This is a genomic window from Chitinophaga sp. 180180018-3, assembly GCF_037893185.1.
In the GTDB taxonomy this organism is placed as follows: domain Bacteria; phylum Bacteroidota; class Bacteroidia; order Chitinophagales; family Chitinophagaceae; genus Chitinophaga.
The window spans coordinates 957,361-978,952 of sequence record NZ_CP140772.1 but is presented as its reverse complement, the minus strand read 5'-3'; the positions used below and the strand labels follow the sequence as shown (position 1 = coordinate 978,952).

20 protein-coding genes are annotated in these 21,592 nt (G+C 46.9%); 7 read left to right on the top strand and 13 right to left on the bottom strand.

Going from position 1 to position 21,592, the window contains the following annotated elements:
- The first annotated feature begins 86 nt into the window (after window positions 1-86).
- The 4 genes from UNH61_RS04005 (at window position 87) to UNH61_RS03990 (ending at window position 3,625) form a co-directional block, all read left to right on the top strand.
- Window positions 87-1,442 (top strand): NAD-dependent succinate-semialdehyde dehydrogenase, encoded by a 1,356-nt coding sequence (locus tag UNH61_RS04005; RefSeq protein WP_326990826.1) that lies wholly within the window; start codon window positions 87-89, stop codon window positions 1,440-1,442.
- Window positions 1,443-1,587: 145 nt separating this feature from the next.
- On the top strand, window positions 1,588-2,544 hold the full coding sequence (coaA, locus tag UNH61_RS04000; RefSeq protein ID WP_326990825.1) for a type I pantothenate kinase: 957 nt from the start codon (window positions 1,588-1,590) through the stop codon (window positions 2,542-2,544).
- The gene (locus UNH61_RS03995) at window positions 2,544-3,119 is read left to right on the top strand and encodes a Crp/Fnr family transcriptional regulator (protein ID WP_326990824.1); all 576 of its coding nucleotides are present in this window, start codon (window positions 2,544-2,546) and stop codon (window positions 3,117-3,119) included. The genes coaA and UNH61_RS03995 overlap by 1 nt, the downstream gene beginning before the upstream one ends.
- A gap of 59 nt (window positions 3,120-3,178) precedes the next feature.
- Window positions 3,179-3,625: a MauE/DoxX family redox-associated membrane protein gene (locus tag UNH61_RS03990; protein ID WP_326990823.1), complete on the top strand. Its 447-nt coding sequence runs from the start codon at window positions 3,179-3,181 to the stop codon at window positions 3,623-3,625.
- Between the two features lie 49 nt (window positions 3,626-3,674).
- Here UNH61_RS03990 and tssD read toward each other — a convergent pair whose 3' ends face one another.
- From tssD to UNH61_RS03965, 5 genes are all read right to left on the bottom strand, one after another.
- Window positions 3,675-4,061, bottom strand: coding sequence for a type VI secretion system tube protein TssD (gene tssD / locus UNH61_RS03985; protein WP_326990822.1), 387 nt, complete (start codon window positions 4,059-4,061; stop codon window positions 3,675-3,677).
- Window positions 4,062-4,201: 140 nt separating this feature from the next.
- On the bottom strand, window positions 4,202-4,726 hold the full coding sequence (gene tssO, locus UNH61_RS03980) for a type VI secretion system TssO (protein WP_326990821.1): 525 nt from the start codon (window positions 4,724-4,726) through the stop codon (window positions 4,202-4,204).
- Window positions 4,727-4,779: 53 nt separating this feature from the next.
- Window positions 4,780-5,955, bottom strand: a complete 1,176-nt coding sequence (locus tag UNH61_RS03975; RefSeq protein ID WP_326990820.1) for a hypothetical protein — start codon at window positions 5,953-5,955, stop codon at window positions 4,780-4,782.
- A gap of 10 nt (window positions 5,956-5,965) precedes the next feature.
- On the bottom strand, window positions 5,966-6,820 hold the full coding sequence (locus UNH61_RS03970) for a TssN family type VI secretion system protein (protein ID WP_326990819.1): 855 nt from the start codon (window positions 6,818-6,820) through the stop codon (window positions 5,966-5,968).
- A gap of 109 nt (window positions 6,821-6,929) precedes the next feature.
- Complete coding sequence (locus UNH61_RS03965; RefSeq protein WP_326990818.1) at window positions 6,930-7,892, bottom strand: hypothetical protein; 963 nt, start codon at window positions 7,890-7,892, stop codon at window positions 6,930-6,932.
- Window positions 7,893-8,117: 225 nt separating this feature from the next.
- Here UNH61_RS03965 and UNH61_RS03960 point away from each other — a divergent pair, with 225 nt between their 5' ends.
- The 3 genes from UNH61_RS03960 to UNH61_RS03950 are packed head-to-tail and all read left to right on the top strand — an operon-like array spanning window position 8,118 to window position 11,473.
- Window positions 8,118-9,179, top strand: a complete 1,062-nt coding sequence (locus UNH61_RS03960; RefSeq protein WP_326990817.1) for a PKD domain-containing protein — start codon at window positions 8,118-8,120, stop codon at window positions 9,177-9,179.
- A gap of 9 nt (window positions 9,180-9,188) precedes the next feature.
- Window positions 9,189-9,620 (top strand): GPW/gp25 family protein, encoded by a 432-nt coding sequence (locus UNH61_RS03955; protein WP_326990816.1) that lies wholly within the window; start codon window positions 9,189-9,191, stop codon window positions 9,618-9,620.
- 23 nt (window positions 9,621-9,643) lie between these two features.
- Complete coding sequence (locus UNH61_RS03950; RefSeq protein WP_326990815.1) at window positions 9,644-11,473, top strand: hypothetical protein; 1,830 nt, start codon at window positions 9,644-9,646, stop codon at window positions 11,471-11,473.
- Window positions 11,474-11,612: 139 nt separating this feature from the next.
- Here the strand turns inward: UNH61_RS03950 and UNH61_RS03945 are convergent, their stop codons facing one another.
- The 8 genes from UNH61_RS03945 to UNH61_RS03910 all read right to left on the bottom strand — a co-directional run bounded on the left by UNH61_RS03945 (window position 11,613) and on the right by UNH61_RS03910 (window position 21,504).
- The gene (locus tag UNH61_RS03945; RefSeq protein ID WP_326990814.1) at window positions 11,613-12,710 is read right to left on the bottom strand and encodes a lytic transglycosylase domain-containing protein; all 1,098 of its coding nucleotides are present in this window, start codon (window positions 12,708-12,710) and stop codon (window positions 11,613-11,615) included.
- On the bottom strand, window positions 12,707-13,597 hold the full coding sequence (locus UNH61_RS03940; RefSeq protein WP_326990813.1) for a hypothetical protein: 891 nt from the start codon (window positions 13,595-13,597) through the stop codon (window positions 12,707-12,709). Before UNH61_RS03940 ends, UNH61_RS03945 begins: the two co-directional genes overlap by 4 nt.
- Window positions 13,598-13,692: 95 nt before the next feature.
- Entirely contained in the window at window positions 13,693-15,063 is a 1,371-nt protein-coding gene (locus UNH61_RS03935; RefSeq protein ID WP_326990812.1) for a DUF5458 family protein, read from the bottom strand.
- Window positions 15,064-15,101: 38 nt separating this feature from the next.
- Window positions 15,102-15,548 carry a hypothetical protein gene (locus UNH61_RS03930; RefSeq protein WP_326990811.1) on the bottom strand — a complete coding sequence of 149 codons (447 nt, stop codon included), beginning with the start codon at window positions 15,546-15,548 and terminating at the stop codon, window positions 15,102-15,104.
- 36 nt (window positions 15,549-15,584) lie between these two features.
- Window positions 15,585-18,059 carry an ATP-dependent Clp protease ATP-binding subunit gene (locus UNH61_RS03925; protein WP_326990810.1) on the bottom strand — a complete coding sequence of 825 codons (2,475 nt, stop codon included), beginning with the start codon at window positions 18,057-18,059 and terminating at the stop codon, window positions 15,585-15,587.
- Window positions 18,060-18,397: 338 nt separating this feature from the next.
- The gene (locus tag UNH61_RS03920) at window positions 18,398-19,447 is read right to left on the bottom strand and encodes a DUF3137 domain-containing protein (protein WP_326990809.1); all 1,050 of its coding nucleotides are present in this window, start codon (window positions 19,445-19,447) and stop codon (window positions 18,398-18,400) included.
- Between the two features lie 13 nt (window positions 19,448-19,460).
- Complete coding sequence (locus tag UNH61_RS03915) at window positions 19,461-19,988, bottom strand: hypothetical protein (RefSeq protein ID WP_326990808.1); 528 nt, start codon at window positions 19,986-19,988, stop codon at window positions 19,461-19,463.
- A gap of 289 nt (window positions 19,989-20,277) precedes the next feature.
- The gene (locus UNH61_RS03910; protein ID WP_326990807.1) at window positions 20,278-21,504 is read right to left on the bottom strand and encodes a PmoA family protein; all 1,227 of its coding nucleotides are present in this window, start codon (window positions 21,502-21,504) and stop codon (window positions 20,278-20,280) included.
- Window positions 21,505-21,592 lie beyond the last annotated feature (88 nt).

Here is a 21,592-nt window from a genome sequence, read left to right as displayed (position 1 = left end):
CAAAGATAGCAAATAGCGATCAGATGATCATTTAACGGAAAGCGGTAAATTTGTCGGACTATTTGCTCACGGTTAAAAGCTCAGCTATGTTTACAAGCATTAATCCATTTACGCAGGAGACCATCGCAGTATATACTCCGCATACAGCAAAAGAAATTGAGAAGAAACTGGAATCAGGAAATAAAGCCTATCACGATCTGTTGCAAAGTACCGTGGATCAGCGCAGGCAATGGATGATGGAAGTGGCGGGCTTACTGCGGAAAAATGCAGATGAACATGCCGCCCTGATCACACAGGAGATGGGAAAAACAGGGAAGGAAGCAAAAGCAGAGGTATTGAAATGTGCGCTGTCGGCGGAATACTATGCAGAAAACATCGCCGAAATGCTACAGCCGAAACCCATCATTTCCGACGCTTATAAAAGCTACGTATCCTATGAACCCAAAGGGATCATACTGGCCATTATGCCCTGGAACTTCCCATACTGGCAGGTTTTCCGCTTTGCCATTCCCAATATACTCGCCGGCAACACTGGTTTATTGAAACACGCGAGCAATGTAAGTGGTTGTGCGCTGGCAATAGAAAAAGTATTTTCAGATAGTGGGTTTCCACCCGGTACTTTCCAGTCGGTATTGGTATCCTCTAAAGATATTGAGCCCATCATTGCGGATCCGCGGGTACAGGGCGTTACACTTACCGGCAGCACCCCTGCAGGTAAAAGTGTGGCAGCCCTGGCGGGTAAATACATCAAAAAAACAGTGCTCGAACTGGGTGGCAGCGATCCTTTCATTGTATTGAAAGATGCCAACCTTGAAGCTGCTGCTAAAACTGCCGTGCAGGGCCGTATGCAAAACGCAGGACAGTCGTGCATTGCAGCCAAACGCTGGATAGTAGAAAAGGAAATAGTACCGGCCTTCACCGCAGAAGTGAAACGGATACTAAGCGCGCTACAACAGGGTGATCCCACTCAGGAAAGTACCCAAATGGGACCTATGGCACGCCCGGATCTGGCAGAAGATCTTGCAAGACAGTTGCAGGAAAGCGTCAGGCAAGGCGCCCGGCTGGAGTTGGGCGGAACGTATGAAGGATGTAACTTTGCGCCGACCCTTCTTACCAGGGTTACAAGTGATATGACTGCCTTTAAAGAAGAAACATTCGGTCCACTGGCTGTGATTATTGAAGCAGCCAATGAGGATGAAGCCATTGCACTCGCCAATGCAACGGAATTCGGTCTTGGTGCAGCACTGTGGACCAGCGACCTGGATAAAGCCGCCCGCCTGGCACAGCGGATCGAAAGCGGTAACGTTTTTATCAACGCCATGGTACGCTCAGATGCCCGCCTGCCTTTCGGAGGAGTGAAACAATCCGGCTACGGACGGGAACTCTCACTGGAAGGCGCACACGAATTTCTCAATATTAAAACTGTGTATGTTCAGCAATAAGCGAAACAGGCTTTCAGATCAGTTCAACAAAATTTAAACGACATCTCACAACAAATAAAATAATAGCTGCAGTTGTTCCCACGTCACCGGAAAATGATACACCCGGCGCCGGTAACTAAAGACTAAAAGCTAAAGAATAAAAGCTATGTCCACTTCTTTGAAACGCGACCGCTATACTCCCTATATCAGCTTTACCCGTAAGGAATGGGCGGAGCGAAGCGGCGATGCCATGCTTCAACTGGAGGATTACGACCTGGAAGCATTACATGGAATGAATGAACCGCTCACACTCGAAGAGATCAGGCAGGTATATCTTCCACTGGCACATCTGCTGAACTTATACGTAACTGCATCACAGCATCTGCATACCGCTACCAGCAAATTTCTCAGCAGCCAGGCGCACAAGGTACCCTATATCATTGGTATAGCCGGGAGCGTGGCCGTGGGTAAAAGTACCACTGCCCGTGTGTTGCAGAAATTACTGCAGGCATGGCCCAATCATCCACGGGTGGATCTTGTAACCACCGATGGATTCCTGTATCCGAATAAAATACTGGATGCCAATAATATCATGAACCGGAAAGGATTTCCGGAGAGTTACGATATCAAACGCCTCATCCATTTCCTGGCCGATGTGAAATCCGGCAAACAAAAGGTCGCTGCGCCCCTGTATTCTCATCTTGAATACGATGTACTACCCGGACAGCTACAGTGGATAGAACAGCCTGATATCGTGATTGTAGAGGGGGTAAATGTATTGCAGGTACGTCCCCGTCAGCAACAGAAAGATCCGGCTGTTTTCGTTTCCGATTTTTTCGATTTCAGTATTTATGTAGATGCTGCTGAAAAAGATATCCGTCAATGGTACATCGCCCGTTTCGAATCCCTTCGTAAAACAGCCTTCCAGAATCCGGAGTCCTTCTTCCACCGTTATGCACATCTGTCGGATGCCGCCACTGTAGAGCTGGCTACGCAGATCTGGGAAGATATCAACAAACCCAACCTGGAGCAAAATATCGCTCCTACCCGGTATCGTTCCAGTCTTATCCTGGAAAAAGGGCACCATCATTTTGTACAATCCATCCAACTGCGTAAAACATAATGGCAGGTACTGCAATTATCCGGCAACAGCTGCAGGCATTATTACAGGAGCCGCTAACAAGCTGGGAACAGTTTGAAGCGATGCTACATCCTGTCAGTTTTAAAACAGGCAGCCTGTTGTCGGAAGCAGGAAAAACAGCCAATGCCATTTACTTCCTTGAAACAGGCATCGTAAGAGTGTTTACCATACATGAAGGCAGGGAAATCAGCCTGGATTTTGCCTTTCCGGGTACCTTCAGTACCTCCTATGCCTCTTTTATCACACAACAGCCGGCGGAAGTCAGCTTACAGGCCGTTACACCTGTAGAAGGTTATGTTTGTTACTATCACGATCTGCAAGCGTTATACCGCCATTCTCCACAGTCAGAAAAAATCGGCCGGTTGATAGCAGAACAGCAATACCTGCGCAAATTCAACCGGGAACTTTCCTTTCTACGTTATTCCGCGCAGGAGCGGTATCTCCAATTGCTGAAAGAATATCCGCAGGTAGTGCAACATATTCCTGTCAAGCATATCGCTTCTTATCTGGGCATAGAACCGGAAAGCCTGAGCCGTATCCGCAAAAACATTAACTAACATATGTTAGCTCCGGTCCCGTTCCGGAATCAGAACTTTGAGGTATAAAACTTACCGTTATGGCTTTCTTTGCAGGTTTGTGCAGCTTTGCTTTATTATTTGCCGCCATCGGATATCTGTTCCACATTCCGGCGTTGCAAACATTCACTACCGATATTCGTATATCTGTTAGCGTTATGTTCCTGTTGGTAGGGTTTTCTCATTTCGCTAAACCGCGACAACTGAGTTACATGATTGAAGGCATGCTTCCATGGCCGCTTTTCTGGATATACCTGACCGGAGCAGCAGAAATACTGTTCGGAGCTGGACTGCTGTTTCCATCTACGAGGCTGTATGCAGCCTGGGGCCTGATTATACTATTGGTTGGCATGTTTCCTGCCAACATCCGGGTGGCAGTGAAGAAACTGCCGGCGCCTGGCGGCTTACCATCCAAACCCTGGTATACGTGGAGCAGGTTGCTGTTTCAGCCGGTGTATATAGCGATAATAGCAGCTGTCAGCAATTAAAAAAGGCTGTCTCCGGAGAGACAGCCCTTCCACATAATGTAAGGAGTTATTAAACCCACTCATTAACATGTTTTGCGTTACCCATGGAAATTTCCCGGGCAGAAATGGTGAAAGAGATTACCATTGGATTTTTGTTTTCGTAGTCGAAAGACTCTTCAAACTTAACCAGGTAACCTTCTTTAAATTCCAGCGATTTCAGCTTGGAATCAGTGTCTCTTTTGTAGAAAGTAATGGTACCATCTTTTCTTTCAAAGTTGTTTACCATCCATTCGAAGAGATCAGCTTTACCTGTAGATTCTACGGTCAGCTTAATACGACCACCACGTGTAATGGCTGAAGGGCGACCAGTTGCATCTACTTCTTGTGTGAGATCGTAGGCGACATGTTGTACGTTGTACTTTTGTCCGCCTGATTCAAAGATTGCTTTGAAGGACATGTTGGGTTAATTTTTAAGGTTACAATAAAGAAAAAAACCAAAAATTTATTTAAATAATTATGAAACCAAATATAGGATGAAATTTTCAATATAAAGGAGTCCTATCAAAGTTTTTTTGTTAAAATAGCCTAAACTTAACACTAGTGTGCACGACTGTTCAGCAACATCATTTGCCTGCAGTTATCCAGATCCCTGCTTTTGCTTTCCAGCTTGCTGGTCAGGTCGGCTACCTGCTCTTTCAGCGCAGCAATATTCTGTTGCGCATTCTGTGTTTCGCGAAGCTGTTGCTTCGACTGCTGCAGCGACAGGCAGCTCTGTACAATATTATCGTACAGTCCGTAATGGGATACTGCTTCTTTTGGGATGGAGTTACGCATATCTGCCAGTGATGCGGCAATTACCTGATCCATATAATTAGCGTTCTGATTAGGCAGATTAATGGAATCGAGATTATGCTTCACCTTATCCAGTTTCTGCAAAAATTCGCCCTGAAATGCCTGTTCTTCCCGGAATGTACTGAGCTCTTTACGCAGTGCAGCATTTTCTCTTGCAGGCACTTGATAATTAAAAAATATGGCCAGCACAAACAGGCCAACTGTTATAATAAAAAATAACAGGAACCATATAAAGGAGATACTTCTTTCCTGCCTGTTTAATACTTGCATGTTGCGCGACGATTTATGAGTTTAAAATAGTGTTGGTCAAGAGATAAATGCTATCAGTCTGTGAAGAACCAGCGTTTTGTTTTATGCTTGCGCAGGTATTCTGAATCCTCCTGGGATTCTTCTTTCACAAAGATGTTGCTGTCTTGCTTGCGGCCAATATAATCCAACCTGCTCAGGCTTTCAAACAGTTTATTCACGGCTCTCACAAAGGGTATCATCGGTTGCAGGCATTCCCTTACATCAAGATGTTTATAGCGTATATTGGCGCAATTAATCATCAGTGTTTCCAATTCCCCCTGCCGGAGTTCACACCATTCAGAGAGGTAGTTGAGCAGCTCTTCTTTTCCGGCTCCAGCACGCTGATCGATGGCATTCTTCATGGTACGGGCGAGGCCGGCGATTATTTCCAGCATCTGCGCAGGTGGCTGCTGCAGCGCCAGCCAACGGAACTGTGTGATGCGTGTCCCGAGGTACTGCACCATTTTTTCCGTGATATAAAGTACCACCAGTGCCAGGTCGTTCTGCTGGTTACGTCCGTAGATCTTCTGTACGATATGTACTCCATAAAGCTCCATCTGCCCAAGGAACTGATCCAGTTCGTGAAACAGGTCAATCAATGACGGGTGTGCACTTACAATGCTGCAGGGCGGGATGTATTCGTCGTCCATCTCCGGCCGGCCATCGGTAACGAGTATACGCCCCAGTACCATTTGGTAGCTGCCTATCTGTCCGGATGGTAACTGCGACGCAGGCAGTACGTATAAACTATACTCCGGCGTTGCATAGGGTAATCTTGGCGGATCTTCTTCCAGCAAGGGTTCCCCACTGGGCTGCCGGTTAAATGGATTTACCTGTATTAAAACATAGTAGGTACTTTCGGTATACTGGGGATCCCAGTTATAGGTAGCCTCCGGGAAGGTAGTCGCATATTTCAGGGAATGCACCGTATGCTCAGGAATTTCGATTCTGCCACCACCCGGTGTCACACCTCTGCATTCAGTAAGTTTTATTCGCCACTGATGCTGGTTATCATTTACAAACCAGCAGCGCAGCGATTCCTTGTTCTCTGCTTTCGGAGGTAAAAGGCCATAATTGAGGGCGTGGATGCCAACTGAGAGCGCATCCCGTATCTGATCAAGCATTGCATTTTCCGTCTCTATAAAATGCTGCTTCTTAATCTTCATCCCATCTACCCAGTTAACGGGAAAATGCTTGAGCGGTTCTGCCATAATACTTCGTTTAGGATAACACAATTCTGTTGCAAATGATCACACTGTTTTCCTTTATCCCGTTCATGAATACTGCCTTGTCGGGGTCCAATGTTTTGGCGCCTCCAAACCAACGGGGTTTCAGGTGAAATACCCAGCCATAGGGCTGTCCGTTGGCATCTACAAAATCGATAGGGGTATTGGGATAACGATCATTGTAATCATTGATAAAATGATAAAAGAGATCTCCAAGATCCATTTTGATGGGTGTACGCGCCCGGAAATAGGTGCGGCTGTTGTCCTTAAATCCTTTCTCCATTTCCAGTCCTATCACTATCAGGTCTCTCATCTCATCTTCATTTACTTCGGGTATATCCTGATACATCGGATACTGCCACCACTTGTGTACTTTCACTGGGATCGTCATCATCCGTTCAAAGGTCTTGTACACAAAGGTAGGTAGTACAAAGGAAAACATGCTGGTAAGCATCGGGTAATAAAGGAACGTATCCTTATCAAGAAACCGGTTTACCAATACAAAGCTGGCTCCGCCAAATAACCAGATAGCCAGGATAAATGCCAGTTCTGATACCAGTGTGGTTTCATTTGCCCAAAAGCGGGTATACATAAAATGACAATGCAACACGCCGAGGCCCAGGAACCATACTTCATAAAACAGGTATTGGTTCATCAGGTTCTGATGTGTAAACAGGAAAGGAATGGAGCTGATAACAGCAAACACCAGCATCATACATAGTATGTATAACAGTGCTTTCTTTTTGTATTGGTCAAAGTGCTTGATGTACCTGCTGAGTATAGCCACTATGAACGATCCCAGAGCCATAGCGCCTGCCAGCATGATATAAAACTTAGCCGTGTATCTCATATTTTTTTCGGTATCAAGGTTTTTCAGTTTTGGGTACTAACATATTCCTGGTGTTTCGGGCAGCCGGGTTAATAGCAAAAATAATTCCATCTGCTCATTACTCACTACTTTAAAGAAAAAAATTATATCCCATCAGCCCCTGATCAGGTTGTTTATCGTCCATGACCACTTTCTTTTCGCCCGGAGGTGGTACCAACAGCGTATTGAGCTCGATATCCGCCGGGAAGAAAAATCCGTAACAGGTTTCCAGCAGTTTGCCATAAGGACGCCAGGGCAAATAATCGTATATGCGCTGGTGTTTTACCGGACCTATACTTACATTTACTATCGGCATATCTGTATAGGCCGCCGATCCTACCATCGCGTCTACTCCCAGCCTGCACTCGCCCATCGGAACAAAGCTCCCTGTTTCTACCAGCCGGGGCTCCCGCTGCCAGGAGATCTCTACGCTCTCCTCCAGGACTTCCTCCAGACAAAGTTTTACGAGCGACATATTACCGGCTATACGATGCACATAGGGTAACAATTTCACCAGCCTGTTTGCACCCGCGGCGGGTAATCCGTCCGGAAGCTCCCAGAATTGATGGAACAGCTGATCGGCATCCTTACCGAACACATCAAATAAAAGATGTTTTTCCCGTTGTTCCAAAAACACCCGCTGCAAAAAGAATTCATTTTCCAGGGGCTGGAAAAATTTCCGGGCTCTCTGCTGTTCCTGCTGCTGCCTCTTATACCGGGCCACCATTTCAGTAACACCGTTTACCCGGGAACTTGTTGTTTGCTTGAATTCATGGAACATGCCCTGGGGTAAACGATCGTAAATACCATCTCTGGATAAGGATAAGTTGATAAAGGGCTGATAGGGTTGACTGTCATCCAGCTTCACCTGCGTTATATCTGTGGCAAACGACCTGGTAAATACATTCTGCAACTGTACTACCACCTCATCTTCCCTTACATGATTATCCAACAGCTCACCCACTACCACTTCCGCCCTTACATCGTAGGGCAGCGCACTGACGTGGTCGATCACCTCCTCCAGCACGGCAGCTTTCTGTGCATTGTTTACCATGAAGTTATATTTAGGTTTTTCTTTTCCAGCTCATGCGCTGAATGCTGTTAGCATTACTGTTTCAGTTTATGGTTCCGGGCTAACAACTAAGCAAAAATAGGGGTTTGATTTTATTATTGTAAATTTATTGTGCCTTAATTTTGCCGCTGGAAAAATTTTTCAGGCCTAAATATCTTTAACCGTTTTCTGAAAAAAATACTAAAATTGTAAAAATCTGAAAAACCGATGGCCCCCCGTAAACCCGAAAATGAGCGTAAGGTTACCTCATTCAGACCTTTTGGAAATATCGCCAGTCATGTTGACCCCATGGTGCTGTGGACGTTTCTTGGACTATTTATTATCAGCGCAGCATTACTGGCATTTCAGCTGGATAACCGGGAAGACTGCAGTACTACTGAAATCAAGCTGGTTCATGCACAAAGCAGCAAAAACAGTAAAACCTATGCTGTAGGTGATGTTATTACTTTTAATGCAGATAAAGGAAATAAAAAGAATACAGACTATACGTGGGACTTTGGCGATTCTACTGCCAAAGCTACCGGCCGTCAGGTATATCACTCTTTTAATAAGGCAGGCAGTTATATGGTTACGCTTTCCTGTGGAAAATGTAACTGGACCAGAGAAGTAATGGTGATCATGAATGTTTCGGCAGCTCCTGATACCAAACCGGAATTGTTTCCGCTGATCGAGGGCCCTGACGCCGTTTTCGCAGGCCGTCCGGCTACCTTTACCAATAACAGCTCCGGAGCTTCCAAATGGACCTGGAAACTCATGCAGGATAATGCAGAAGTACACTTCGGCCAGTCGGTAACCTATACTTTCTCCTCTCCCGGTGAAAGAACCCTGTCGCTCATCGTGAACGGCGATACCGCTCACATGGTAATGAAACGTATCAATGTATTCCCTGCCCGCCCGGTAGAACGTAACAATACACCGGATATTCCTTTTGCACCGCCTCCGCCGGTGGATTCCGTGAAGAAGGAGGCCCCGGTAGTGAAAGAAACACCGCGTCCGTCCATCTCTGATGATGAATTCAAATACCTGCTTACCCAGGTTACGGCGAAACAGAAAAATGCGCCCGACTTTGCACAATATCTTTGCAATAACCTTCAGGCCAGGGTAGTATTGAATGGGAAAGATGTGGATAACTTCTCTCACTTCTGCTCCCGCATCTATGGTAAAAAGAAATTCCAGATAGAAAGGGTAAACCTCGCCAAGGATGAGAAAGGTTGTGTGAAAGAGATCCTGATCGTGTATGATAAAAAGAGATTCCTGGGCATATTTTAAACTGTAAACATGAAAGGAAAATATTATCAGTTACCTATAGATTTTTCCCTGCTGCTGCAGAAAAAGGATATGCCATCGATCCCTCTGGAAGATTCCATATTGCAGCATATCCATCTGCTGATCACTACTGTACTCGGGGAAAACAAGGATGATCCCCAGTATGGCTGCCGCTGGTGGGACAGCGATTTCGATATCAAGGCTTCCAATAATGAAGTGAAGGAACAGATTGAAACCGCCGTAAAATTTTCTATTACGAGGTATGAAAAGCGGTTGGCTCAGATAAAGGTAGTAGCAGCCGTTAATCAGGAAGAACTGATGCTGCCGGCCACCCGTAAAATGAAAAAGAAAATCAGGGTAACCGTTACCGGAACAGTGATAAAGAATAATAATCCATTCCAGTACAGCAGTTACTTTTACATCAGCCCGTTATCATACGATTGATCATTTTTGTTTATTAACAGCAGATGAAGGAAAAGAAAGAAAGAATAAAAGACAGGATGCTGAAAACAGCCGCCCGCTTGTGGGGGTATCCCGATGCTGAAGTGGAAACCTCCTTTGATCCTGTTGTGCAATTGCTGCTGGAAGCCTGTGCCAGCGAACTGGAGAAGATTTCCGGAGAAGTGGATGTGTCACATGCCCGGTTGGTGGAACGGCTTGCACAGATCATGATGCCAGAGCCCATCACCAGCAGCCAGCCCTCTTTCGGCATCCTGCATGCCATTGCTACCGAACCGGTAGCCGATATACACGCTGATCATCAATTCTATCATCATGGTAAAAGCGGCAGCCCGACGCGCGATCTGTTCTTTTCACCAGTAGCCAGCCACCGCCTTTTCCGGGGAATGGTACAATACATGGTGATTGGTAACAAACTGTTTGAAACCCGCGACAACTGGTTCAAAGAACAAATCATGCAGGGACGCTCTTTCCCCGGTATGGCACACAATCACCTGTGGATAGGGCTGAATATGGAAGATGTACCTGTGTCCTGGGAGGGCATGTCGTTTTTCTTTGATCTCCGCAATATCCACCAGCAGGAGATGTTTTACCATTACCTGCCGCAGGCCAGGATATTTGCAGACGACCGCGAGCTGATGGTGAAAGGAGGCTACGCACACAGCCGGCAGGTTGCAGAAGAGGAAGCCGACAGCGTCATCCATGTGGCTATTAACAACAATGCCCGTTATAGCCAGCATATACTGCAACGTTACCGCAGGCACTTCCTGACGGTTACGGACACGCATACACCAGGCGGTCCTCATCTCCCCAATACCCTGACCAATATCTTCGGTATAGAGGCCGACAGGCTCAATAAAGATATTTACTGGCTGCGCATTGAGTTCCCCGAAGCGCTACACCACACGCTACTGGAAGATCTTTACTGCAGCATCAACTGCTTTCCTGTTATCAACAAGAAAAATAATGAGCAGTCAATGAAGCTAAACCGGTACCTGAACATCATTCCGTTGCAAACGCCGGATATCTTCTTTGATATCAAACGGGTGTACGACCTGGAAGGTACCGACTATTACCTGCGCAGCTTCTCTACTGCAGGGCAGATGCAGGAAGGAGAAATGGTTATCCGCAGCAGCGGCATCGGGCGGTTCGATACCCGTGAAGCAAAGGAAGTGATTGCCTATCTGATGGAAGTAATCCGCGATGAAAGCTCCCTGTTCGAAGAAGTTAAGAACGACTATGTGACCAACCGCATGCGGGAACTGCATCAGCTGATAGCTTCGCTGGAAGAGCAACTTCAGCCTGGCACCAATAAAGGCAATATTCCTTACATTATGGTGAAACCGAAAGAAGGGGCGGAATATATTTTCATCGAATTCTACTCTACCAATGGTACAGCCGCCAATAATATACGCATGGGCACCCGCCTGCAGGAATATGGCAGTATCCACACGCGGCCCAACAGTATTACGCTGCTGTCTAATACGCAAGGGGGAAAAGACCGGCTGAATATTGATGAGAAGATCAATCTTTACCGTTCCCATTTGTTGTCGCATAACCGGATTGTGACACCAGAAGATATCAAAGCATTGTGTAAAACAATTTTCGGAAAGGATGTAAGGTCTGTCACCATTAACAAGGGCATGTCGCTACAACCGGGCGCTGGCGCGGGTTATAGCCGTACACTGGATATCCGGATCAACCTGTATCAGCAGATAGCCAGTTATCCGGTAGCGAACCTTCATTATATGAAAGAGGAATTGTTATTGCAGCTGGAGGAAAAATCCAGTAATACATTCCCTTACCGGGTGTTTGTAAATGATACACTGAATTTTTGATAGCGCGAAAGCAGCATAAAATATATTCATGATAAAGTCAGTTGCAAAACTGGCTTTTTTATTTCCAGGGGTTTTATAAATAATGACTGATTGGGCGAAGGATGCCTGAAATACTTTTCAGGATAAAGGCGCTTTATTTTCAATGCGCTTTGTTGATCGCATAACTATTGGCGAAATGGGTTTTCACTTCCATGCTAAATTCCCGGTTACTGACACTACGCAACTGCACATCCCCACCGGTTTTCAACAGCTCTGCAGGTACACCTTTTTTGCCATCGGCAGCATACAGTACTACACCGTTACCAAAGCCCAGGTCTACATAAACCCGGTTGCTGACCAACCATCCTTTTCCGGATAAATTGGAATTGCGGCGGATGTAGACTCCCTCTGTCTGTAAATCATCTACCAGTTGTATGTTCACCAGTTCGCCATCAGCAAAGGCTTTCAGCATCTGTAGCTTTGCAGCGCAGGTTACTACGGTAGCTTTATGCACCGGCTTTTTTCCCACGGCAATACGAATGGTATTGAAATCATTATAGCTGGAGGCGGGAGGTGGAGAGGCAAAAACGGATCCGTTGTCGGTGCGTTTGGCAAATACATTGTATCCGAAGCCGGGCATGTAAAGTTCGGGGCTTTCAAACAGTTGCTTTATAGCAACGATCTTGTAAATGTACTGCGCTGTTTCATTATTCAGTACCAGTTGATAGTAGTCGCTGCTCCCCTGCCGTTTCATATTTCGGGCGATGTTACCCGAACCAGCGTTATAAGCGGCTGCGGCCAGCGTCCATGAACGGAGTTGGTTATGCAGTATACGCAGGAGCCGGCAGGCAGCATGCGTGGCTTTGATGATGTGATTTCTTTCATCGTATCCTGAGGTAACCGTCAATCCCAGGTCAGCAGCGGTGCCGGGCATAATCTGCCACACCCCCTGAGCACCTACCGGCGAAGTGGCGTTGGTTAGCCCGCTTTCTACAATCGGCAGGTATTTGAAATCCAGCGGAATCTGGTATTGCTGCAGGATGGGCTCTATCACCGGGAAGTACAATTCGGCTTTCTGTCGCAGTGAAGGCAGATAGCCCTGGTAACGAAGATTACGCTTTATGATATCCATCAAACGGAATGACACGAAGTCTCTTTCCATCGGCACCACTTCGCCGCAGAAATCGACCTGTTGTGCTATACTGAATTGCGTAAGCAACAGGCACAGCACTACCGTCAATGTGAATCTTTTCCTCATTGTTTGGCGATCATATACCTGGGAAGTGCGGTAACGGGTACATACAGCACCAGCTGCTGCTGGCCTTCTGTTGTCTGCAATACTACCACTACCTCGTCTTCCTTCTTAAACATTTTGGAAGGCACCACAAACACTTCGTTCGCTTCCTCTTTACCGGCTATGGTAGCAGGACCTCTCCGATAGAGGATAGGCATGGTATGCAACAGGGAGGTATCTTTCTTTTCCTTGTGCAGCAGGGTAGCTTTCACTATCTCATAAGGTTCCTTCCCTTTGTTGCGGACGCGGAAACAGAAATAGCTCATGTTATTCAGCGTCATAGCCTGTGTATAGCCGATGCTTACACCATCTACCTTTATTTCATACTGGTGGTTGATCTTATGATCTTTACCGAAATCTTCGGCTATTTTACCCACTGTTACAGTATCTACGCTGATCAGGTAGTTGTTGTTTTCTTCCGGCACATTGGCTACAGGCACCGCACCGTTTCTTTCGCCGTTACCCGGGCGGGGAGCCTGTTTCGGTCCATCTGCGGTGGTAAGTGCACCGGTAGTTTTGTTCTTGCCGGATAAAGTGTATTTCAATCTGGCAAGATCTGCTCTGTCGGTGTAGCAAATGATAAGATAGTGAATGTTTTCGCCTTCCCGGACAATCAGGTTAGTAGGCCGTGGATTAGGCGTAATGGGCCGGAGAAAAACCATATTACCTTCCACGATACGGTAATCGTAATCGGTGTTCTTTCCATCTCCGATCTGGAAAGTACTGATGGGCGCCCCCGAGGTGATCAGTGTAACTGCACCTTTCGTTGTGAGAATACTATCTGTACCTGTCTGGGCGTTGGCATATGTGATTAACAAACAAAGCAGAATACTGCACAGCACTTGTTTCATCTCTATCAGCATTTAAATATTTCGTTGGTGTTAAGGGAAATCAGGCAGTCAGCATTCCGGTACATGACATATCCCGGAAGCTGACTGCCGGTAATTTATTTTCCATCCTGTTCGTAGGTGGTTTCCCAATCAGCGGCATCATCTCCTTTCTGCCCTTCCATCTTGATCAGGAAGTTTTTAGCAGGGAAATATGGTTTCAGGTGTATATCGAGGTGAATCCGATCTTTCTGAATCGGATCCTGCTCGAAGCGGCGGATATTGAAATCCTCGATGAGCTTATCCGGGCCTGTAATGCTATCCAGGAAGCGGATGATTTGTTTCATCAGATCCTTGCGGGTATTAGCATTGAAGTTTTCGAAGGCCCTGCGGTTCAGGAAGTCCATGAGCACCTTTGTAACGAAGTCGAATACACGTACTACGGAGTAGGTTTGCAGACCGAGGTTATCGCCGTTGAACAGTGTTTTTGCACTGAAGGCCATCACCTTGCCATATTCCTTCACCATTGGCACCAGGCCCATTTTTTCGAGGCTGGCGATTTCGCTTTTCTTCAGTTCAAATTTAACACCGTCCACTTCGTTCATACCACCGAATTTCTTACCAGCGGTCACCTGCGACATCAGTGTTTTATATATTTTACCAGCCAGGGCGCCAGATGGTGGTACATACAGGTTGTCCTGTTCTCCCACTTCATCAAATTTGCCACGGCCAACCAGCCAGTTACATGACATGATCACATTGGAACGATGAATCTCACCACCGGTGAGGTTTGCCAGTTCAAACATTTCCATTACATCATCCGGTGCATCCAGATGTGCAAAATCGGTGACCAGCATGGCTTTATTTTCATGCGCGATCTTCGCCCATTTTTCTATCACTTTGTTGGAGCCCAGGTAACCCGGTATCACCAGCAGACTGTAGTTATTACGCAGATCGAGCCTGTCGTAATTATTCACCAGTTCAGCGCTGATAGCATCAATAAACCGGGTGTTGTCCAGGTCTTTCAACTGATCCAGTTCCACGTTGATGAAGGAAATGTTCTTCACCTTATCAGACTCTGTATTCTTGTAAAACAGTGCTACGTTTCTGTAAGACTGTTCCAGTTCTCTGGTACTTTCCACTGCTTCACCGAGGTTGGAAGACAACACTTTTTCGGCCTGTTCGGCGTGAGTGGTGCAGTAGTCCACCATTTCCGGCAGTTCGGTAGTTTCAGATAATACTTTTTCCCAAAGGGATAAAACTTTTTTCAGTTTTTCTCTTTCAGCTTTTTTTCCAGCTTCGGTAAGGAAGATATTCCGGCGTGCCTTACGTTCGGGGTTAAGGTTCTGCGCGCCTTCCACGGTGCCTTCGAGCAAATCGAAACCGCCATACTTTGCCAGGGCCTCTATATTTTGTTCGAGGCTTGCTACCTGTTGTTGGGACGACAGGTTTTCATTTTGTAACTCCTGGTTTTTCTGTAATTCTGCCATAGTCATTGAGGTTATGTTCCTGTACAGGGAACCGTGAATTATTTGGTGTTAAGGTCTTTCATCATCCCGCGGATGGCGCCCAGCATGGCTTTGCGAGCCTCAGGATCAGCCAGCGCTGTTTTCAGGATTTTGTTTGTTTTCAGCTGCTTCATAATTTTCAGGTACTGTTCCCTTTCCGTTGAAAGGTCGTTCAGGAATGCACTCTGAGCAGTGATACCTTTTACGCCAAAATCTCCCAGGTTATGGAATTGCAATTTTTCTGGCACTGTTTGTCCTTCTGCATCATGGAAACTTACATTTACTGCCGGTTTGAAGTGTTCAAAAACAGCTTCTACGGAAGTAAGCCCTTCCACAATTTCAGGTTTTACGGGTGCCTGCTGGGTTAACTTTTCAGCAAACAAGGTACGGTTGTGCGAGATCTCCGCAATGGCTTCGTTGGCGTCGAGCTTCACTTCTGTGCCGCCAATTCCGTAGTTGTCATTCATTTGAGATAAATTTAAAATTTTTCAATCTGATACTTATCAAATTATAGTCCAGTCTAACTGTTCATCTTTTATATCCAGTGTTACTGTCATATCCTTTCGCAGGCTGCCGTTGATGATCATTCTGGACAGCGGCTTGCGGAGTTGGCCGCGGATCACTTCCCGCAAAGGTCGTGCCCCGTATTGCGGCGAATAGCCCAGCCGGGCCAGGTATTTCCGTGCTTCTGCCGTTACTTCCAGCCGGATATGCTGTTGTTCCAGCAGCTGCAATAAATGTTTCAGGTGTATGTCGAATATCTTTTCCACATTCGCTGCCTGTATAGGTCCGAAGGGAACGATCTCTGTAAGCCTTCCCAGGAATTCAGGCCTGAAATGGCGTGTCATCAGTTCCATGAGCTGTTGGGAAGCAGGGATCTTTCCTTCCTGGAAAGATCTGGCAATGGCTTCGCTCCCGATATTGGAAGTGAACAGTACCAGGGCATTTGAGAAGTCGCCTGTTTTCCCCAATCTATCATGTAGTTTACCTTCATCCATGATCTGGAGGAAGATATCAAACACGGAAGGATGTGCCTTTTCTATTTCATCGAATAATACTACCGCGTATGGTTGCTGGCGGATTTTGTTTACCAGTAATCCTCCCTCTTCATAGCCGACGTATCCCGGAGGTGCACCATACAGCAGTGCAGCTGCATGTTCTTCCTTGAACTCCGACATATCGAAGCGGATCATCGCATGTTCATCCTGGAACAGGAAATCGGCCAGCGATTTAGCCAGCTCTGTTTTACCGGTACCGGTAGGGCCCAGGAAAAAGAAAGAGCCGATGGGTTGTCCGGGCCGGCTCAGGCCGGATCTTGATTCAAGAATAGCATCAGCTACTGCTTTTAGTGCGTGGTCCTGACCTACTACTCTCTTGCGCAGGTGATCTTCCATGTTTACCAGTCGTTCTCTTTCCTGCGACTGTACCTTTCCGAGTGGGATGCCTGTCATGGCTGCGATCATCGTGGCCAGGTCAACCGGTGTTAAAGATTCCTGCCGGATGGCAGTTACCTGTTCCAGTTGTTCCAGCAGCTGTTGCAGTTGTTGTTTCAGCTCAGCCACATCTGAGATAAGCTGCAGATCCTGTGTGATGTTCAGGCGTGCAGCCAGCAGTGTTCCTGCCTGTTCTTTCAATTGCCTGAAATACCAATGCAGTTCTTCTGCCTGTACGGATTCCTTAGCAGATAATGCATCCAGGGATTCCCTGAGCGATTTCAGCAAGCCTTCGCTGGTATCCTGGCTGGCGCGAATGGCCGCCATGGTTCTGTCTACCAGATTCATCGCACTATCCGGCAACGCCCGTTCTTTCAGATAACGGCCCGACAGGCGGATGGCTTCGTTTATGCTTTCAGGTAGTATTTTCAGTTGATAGAAGCTTTCATATACGGGTGCTACCGCCTGGATCATGTGTCTGGCCAGGGTTTCATCGGGCTCGGACAATGAAATGGTTTCAAAGCGGTGACGCAGGATCGCATCCGGTTCAATCAGTTTGCGGAATCCTTCCGGAGTAGTGGTTCCGACGATAATGATCTCTCCTTTTCCCAAAGCGGCTTTCAACACATTGGCCATGCCGCCTCCGGATTGTTTGTCGAGCAGGCTGTGGAGATTATCAATAAAGAGTATATGCCTTCCCGTTTGTTTCAGTTGCTGAACAATCTGCAGCAAACGGTCTTCCAGTTCATTTTTATAGGCAGCCCCTGCTATGAAAGCGCCATAATCGAGCGCATACATATCAGACTGCTGTAATTGTACAGGCACCTGTTTCTGCGCAATGGCACGGGCCAATCCTTCAGCCAGTGCGGTTTTGCCCACACCGCCTTCTCCTATCAGCAATACGCTGGCACGATCTCTCCGGGTAAGGATTTCAGTGACCGCCCTGATTTCGCCGTCGCGGCCAATAACGGGATGAAACGTTTTCAGCAGCTGCGGATCAGTAATGCGATATACATACTTCAGGGCAGCCGGTTTGATGGCACTGGCAGGAGCGGTAGTTTCTTTTCCGTTCCCTTTCTCCGGTTTCATTACCCCTATCAACTGATCTCTTATAAACGGAAATGTTTTCAGTTGTTCATATGAGAACCCTACCCCCGGTGTACAAAGGGCCAGGAGCAGGCTCCAGGCATCCGCTTCTGCCCGGTCATATTCCTGGGTTATGCTCAATGCTTCGTTCAATACTGCAGCCGCAGCGTCGTCTGGTTCCGGATCGTCCGGCATACGGGAGGCGCGGGGCATTTCATCCAAACGAACTTCCGCCCATTCTTCCAGGTAGTAAACGTCGAGATTCATCTCATGCAGTGTGGGAGCCAATCCGGTTTCCCGGTGCAGGCAGGCGCGTAGCAGGTGCGCGGGAGTATATTGCGGATGACGGTATTCCTTCGCAATGGCAGCCGCTATCCTAATAGCAGATTGCAGTTCAGGGCCAAATATAGTCAACGATGACAGGGTCATGTAGATGATACCAGGTTTTTCAAAATTCAAGTTAACAATTACAATTTCAAAGTTCGCCTTCCCCAAAAGGAGGCGGAGTAAAGATACAGCGAAAATATTTACAGAGAATTCAATCCCCAAAAAAACTCTGCCGCTATTTCAATTTCCGGGCGGCCTCAGACACTATTCGTATATCCATCTCTGTAAATTTCCCTAAAAATCCTTTATGGATAAGCCTTTCGGCGGACGATAAAAAACCTGTATATATTATTTATTTTTTATTCATATAAAGATTTAACATCAAAAAAATGTACTTGATAAAAAAATATGGACAGGATGTCTATCTAATAAATAGGAAACGCGCGGTAAGTTAATGTGTTACCACCACCTTAGGACCGGGAAAAAGCGTTAGTCGTCCAGATGGTGGCATTACTTTTCAGATCGTTCGCCAGTTGCAGTACCGACATAAAATCCAAATAAAAACTTTCCAGCATTTTCCTGTTCTCCAAAGATCTGTTCAGGGTAGTTTCAAAATAGTCCATCCCATGATCTATGGCGGCGTATACCCGGTTGTTGTAAAACGACAACCACAGTTTTGCATTTGTACGTCCGGAAATTTCCCTGATCCGTTCCATCAGCGATGGGGTCAGCAGTTGTTCTGCGTCTTCCGGCAACGGGGAATAGACCATGAACTGTTTGTTGAAGCTGGCATCAGCTGGCAATACTTTTTTGCCGAGGTTCCAGGTTTGGATAAAGCCTTCATCAGCGGCACTTCCTGCAAACCAGCTTTCCAGCCGGCCACTGCGGGAAAGAATATATACCGGCGTGCTGAAATAACGGGGAAACTGCCCGATAAAATAACTTCCGCAGAAAACGGTATCAGGCCCCTGGCCTCTCATGGTGATCAAGGGTGTATGTGTTACCAGCAAATCGCAAAACTGGAAATTCATATCTCCGTTTTTGCCGTATACCTGGTCGTTGCCGGTAATATGGTAATCCTTCTTTATGAACAGCCCGCTTTCCGTAAATTCGTCGTAGCTGGCATGATTGAGTGGCTGATAGGTAAGCCCCGGATCAATAAAACCGATAATCGGCTTCACGACACGGTGTTTGAAGTCTTGCTGGAAATCCGCCGCCGCATCGCTCCCTTTCTGCTTCTTCATAAAGTAACTCATGGCGTAACCTCCTATAGAAAACAATATCACAACGCCCACTATCAGGATGATCTGTGTGCTGCTGGTTCCTGAGGTGGTGCGGGCATCGCCTGAGCTGGCGGCAAACCAGATGATGAACAAAACGAACAATGCAAAGAACAGGATGCTGAAAGCCCACATCCGTCGCATCCAATTGCGGCCGGCAATGCGTTGCTGTTCAACTGCCTTTAGTTCGTTGCTCAGCTGCTGATCAATAAATTGGTTAAATTCTTCCAGTGACTTCATATACCCGTTATTATCAGTTGGAAGACCAGTTAGCTGCATTTCCTCCGATGGTATTGCCCGGCGCAGTTTGCTGCGATTGGCTTACCAAAGCTTTGAATGGCTGTACGTTTTCTTCCGACAACGGCAATTTAAAAAAAGTACGGTTCTGCCCTATTCTGATGTGTGCATATTCCATAGGAAACAGGCGAAGCCTGATAATACGCAGGGGCAATGTCAGCTTGTAATCGGTAAAAGTGTCGAGTGTATTTATCCGTTCACCGGTTTCCAGCCGTTTAACAAAATCTTCGATTTTCTGCGGCCGTTTCTTTGCCTGGGCCAGCATAATAAGATAGGCCACCAGTACGCCTGTTGGCAACAACGCCAGCATAAACAGAATAGCTACCGGAGGCTTTCCGTTGCTGTTGGAGAACAGGGAATATCCGACCAATGCCAATAGCAGCACAGCGAATATTTCTGCAATAATGAGCGCGTTGATGATTTGTTTTTTGTCTTTCTCGTGGATATCCAGTAAGGTGGATTTCAATTCTGAAAGGTTGTTCATGTTGATGTGTGTTTTAAATGTAGGTTATATTTTTTCGGATGAATGATTGCGAAGTATTGTGTACACTCCGTGCCCGGTACCCATGCGCCCGGCATGTACATCCACAAAGGCAGGCGGCTGTCTTGTTCAGGCGGCATGTTCCCGTTACCCGGGGTACTGTTGAAATTTGTTTCATTCATCGGGATATGGCTGTAAATATGTATCGGGAGGTTTCTCCGAGGTTAACCGAATTGAAACCTATCATTCACACCGCTAAAGTAAAAGAAAATGCAACAAATCTCAAAAGCCTTTAAGGCTGGATAACGATCACTTCGGGCGGAAAGGCGAAGTCTTTCCAGGCGGCCTCAGCTTCAGCATCGGTAATATCGCCATCGAACACCATCACGCGGTAATTAAGCTGGTAGCGGGTTCCGTGGTCGAGCTGCCAGGATTTCATCCGGGTTGGGGTGAAGTTGAACATCAGTTCGCCGCCTTCCATATTTTCCGGCCATACCCTTAGAGGCTGAGGATAGTCGAAGTTATCAGGATGGTCCATGATCAGCAATCCTGCCTTTCCCTGGGCGGTGGAGCCTGATATTTTCACCCACCGGGCCCGGGTGCTGTCGGCCTCATTACGGTTTTTACCTTCCGATGTTAATACCCGGCTGGTGCTGGCAGTGAAGGCAGCGGTGGTTCTCAGTCCGAACCCGCCGCCATAACGGTATTGCAGCAACGTAATACCAGCAGGCGTAGCCGGAGTGAAGATGGAAGTAAAATCCCATATGCGCCGTGAGCCGTTGTTGGTGGTGGGATAAACTTTCACCTGCCATGTTTCGTGGAGGGCAGTTTTTTCGCTGCCGTTTTTCAGGAAAGCAATATGATCCTGGTTAGCGGAGAAGCCGCAGATAACATCGCCGGAAAATGTTTCCAGTTTACCTGCGTAACGTACCTTGCCTTCTTTTTTCTGGACGTTCCAGAAATCGGTTTCCCTGCCTTCAAACATCGTGTGGGTCCAGGGGTTCCAGATGCCCATGTGGTGCAAATGACCTGCATTGGGGAAAATATTGGTCAGTACAACGCCGTTGGGAGCCCAGAGCGGATGAATGAAAGCGCTGCGGCTATAAACAGTATCGGCGCCGGCAGGAGCCGGAACTGTATTATAATTATACTGAAGAACAGGCTGGCCGGCCTGTTCCAGTAACAGGTGCCCATTGGTGATAACAGCTTTCATCAGGGTGTCTTTCCGGGGATGACCTTTGCGCAGCTCAAATGTACGTGTTGCATCTCCGGGAGTATCGCCATTCAGCACCCAGTACAGGCGCCCATCCTGCACACTAACGGGAACGGGCATATGCTTTTTTCCGGTTATTTCCTCCAGTACCAGTTCATTTCCGGCACCTTCCGGCAATGATGCGTGAACGGCTGTATTATGCCGGGCGATGCCGGAGGGTTTGACAACAAACCGTGCAATCACCTGAGCAACGGCGGCAGTCTGGTATAAGCAGGCGGATAACAGGAAGAGGATTAATTTTTTCATGTAAAACGTGGATAGATTATCTGAAAAATACGCTTACTTTTTTACTATGCAAATACCCTGCGTAGTGAGTAAATAATATTGTGATGGT

What these genes read in the sequence shown, in the direction of transcription:
- UNH61_RS03990 (WP_326990823.1), top strand. Translation starts at nt 3,179, where the DNA reads ATGGCTTTCTTTGCAGGTTTGTGCAGCTTTGCTTTATTATTTGCCGCC.
- UNH61_RS03915 (WP_326990808.1), bottom strand. Translation starts at nt 19,988, where the DNA reads ATGAACAACCTTTCAGAATTGAAATCCACCTTACTGGATATCCACGAG.
- UNH61_RS03955 (WP_326990816.1), top strand. Translation starts at nt 9,189, where the DNA reads ATGAAAGGAAAATATTATCAGTTACCTATAGATTTTTCCCTGCTGCTG.
- UNH61_RS03940 (WP_326990813.1), bottom strand. Translation starts at nt 13,597, where the DNA reads ATGAAACAAGTGCTGTGCAGTATTCTGCTTTGTTTGTTAATCACATAT.
- tssD (WP_326990822.1), bottom strand. Translation starts at nt 4,061, where the DNA reads ATGTCCTTCAAAGCAATCTTTGAATCAGGCGGACAAAAGTACAACGTA.
- UNH61_RS03935 (WP_326990812.1), bottom strand. Translation starts at nt 15,063, where the DNA reads ATGGCAGAATTACAGAAAAACCAGGAGTTACAAAATGAAAACCTGTCG.
- UNH61_RS03910 (WP_326990807.1), bottom strand. Translation starts at nt 21,504, where the DNA reads ATGAAAAAATTAATCCTCTTCCTGTTATCCGCCTGCTTATACCAGACT.
- UNH61_RS03930 (WP_326990811.1), bottom strand. Translation starts at nt 15,548, where the DNA reads ATGAATGACAACTACGGAATTGGCGGCACAGAAGTGAAGCTCGACGCC.
- UNH61_RS03920 (WP_326990809.1), bottom strand. Translation starts at nt 19,447, where the DNA reads ATGAAGTCACTGGAAGAATTTAACCAATTTATTGATCAGCAGCTGAGC.
- UNH61_RS03975 (WP_326990820.1), bottom strand. Translation starts at nt 5,955, where the DNA reads ATGGCAGAACCGCTCAAGCATTTTCCCGTTAACTGGGTAGATGGGATG.
- UNH61_RS04005 (WP_326990826.1), top strand. Translation starts at nt 87, where the DNA reads ATGTTTACAAGCATTAATCCATTTACGCAGGAGACCATCGCAGTATAT.
- coaA (WP_326990825.1), top strand. Translation starts at nt 1,588, where the DNA reads ATGTCCACTTCTTTGAAACGCGACCGCTATACTCCCTATATCAGCTTT.
- UNH61_RS03995 (WP_326990824.1), top strand. Translation starts at nt 2,544, where the DNA reads ATGGCAGGTACTGCAATTATCCGGCAACAGCTGCAGGCATTATTACAG.
- UNH61_RS03965 (WP_326990818.1), bottom strand. Translation starts at nt 7,892, where the DNA reads ATGGTAAACAATGCACAGAAAGCTGCCGTGCTGGAGGAGGTGATCGAC.
- UNH61_RS03950 (WP_326990815.1), top strand. Translation starts at nt 9,644, where the DNA reads ATGAAGGAAAAGAAAGAAAGAATAAAAGACAGGATGCTGAAAACAGCC.
- UNH61_RS03945 (WP_326990814.1), bottom strand. Translation starts at nt 12,710, where the DNA reads ATGAGGAAAAGATTCACATTGACGGTAGTGCTGTGCCTGTTGCTTACG.
- UNH61_RS03970 (WP_326990819.1), bottom strand. Translation starts at nt 6,820, where the DNA reads ATGAGATACACGGCTAAGTTTTATATCATGCTGGCAGGCGCTATGGCT.
- UNH61_RS03960 (WP_326990817.1), top strand. Translation starts at nt 8,118, where the DNA reads ATGGCCCCCCGTAAACCCGAAAATGAGCGTAAGGTTACCTCATTCAGA.
- tssO (WP_326990821.1), bottom strand. Translation starts at nt 4,726, where the DNA reads ATGCAAGTATTAAACAGGCAGGAAAGAAGTATCTCCTTTATATGGTTC.